At 63.2% G+C, this 908-nt stretch carries 1 protein-coding gene; it reads left to right on the top strand.

Annotation, left to right across the window (positions count from 1 at the left end):
* Positions 1-695 (top strand): adenine deaminase C-terminal domain-containing protein (locus EN964_RS35775; protein WP_164776499.1); only part of this gene is annotated, 695 nt, incomplete at its 5' end.
* Between the last annotated feature and the right edge of the window lie 213 nt (positions 696-908).

Raw genomic sequence — 908 nt, 5'->3', positions numbered from 1 at the left:
CCAAGGGCGGCAAGCTCGAAATCGATATTCCGGCCTATGATTACCCGAAGACGGCGAAGAACACCGTCAAGCTCGGCAAGAAGCTGAAGGGCGACGACTTCGACATCACGGCGCCCAAGGGCGCCAACGAGGTGCGGGTGCGTGTCATCGGCGTTATCGAGAACCAGGCGCCGACGCGCGCGCTTGAGGCCGATCTGCCGGTCGAGGACGGGCTGGTCGCCATGGACCGCCGCAACGACATCTGCCAGATCGCGCTGGTCGAGCGCCACCGGGGCACGGGCGGCGTCACCAACGCCTTCGTTTCCGGCTTCGGCTATGTGGGCGACTGCGCCATGGCGTCCAGCGTGGCGCATGACGCCCACCACATCATCTGCGTCGGCACCAACAAGCAGGACATGGCGCTGGCCGTAAACCGCCTGGGCGAAGTCGGCGGCGGCGTCGTGCTGTTCTCCAAGGGCAAGGAACTGGCGCTGGTCGAAATGCCGATCGCCGGGCTGATGTCGGACGAGCGGGCCGAGATCGTCGCGGCCAAGGCAGAGAAGCTCACCGAGGCGATGCGCAAGATGGGCTGTTCGCTGAACAACGCCTACATGCAGCACTCGCTGCTGGCGCTGGTCGTCATTCCCGAACTCAGGATTTCCGATGTCGGCCTGATCGACGTGACGACGTTCCAGAAGGTCGATCTGTTCGTCTAGGATTGTTGATATTCAGGCCATGCCCGGCGGGCAATCGCTTCAGGTTCGAATTCACCTTTGCCGAGCGTCGGCGCCGCCCCTCATCGCCCTGCCGGGCACTTCTCCCCATATACTGACGGGGAGAAGGGGCTGGCCGCAACGACTGTCCTCTTCTTGCAATGCTGGTCATTGGCGAAACCGGTGATAATAGCGCCCCTCTCCCCGTCACTATAC

It is taken from the genome of Mesorhizobium sp. M7A.F.Ca.CA.001.10.2.1 (assembly GCF_003998575.1).
Classification (GTDB): domain Bacteria; phylum Pseudomonadota; class Alphaproteobacteria; order Rhizobiales; family Rhizobiaceae; genus Mesorhizobium.
This window is presented reverse-complemented; position numbering and strand designations above follow the sequence as displayed.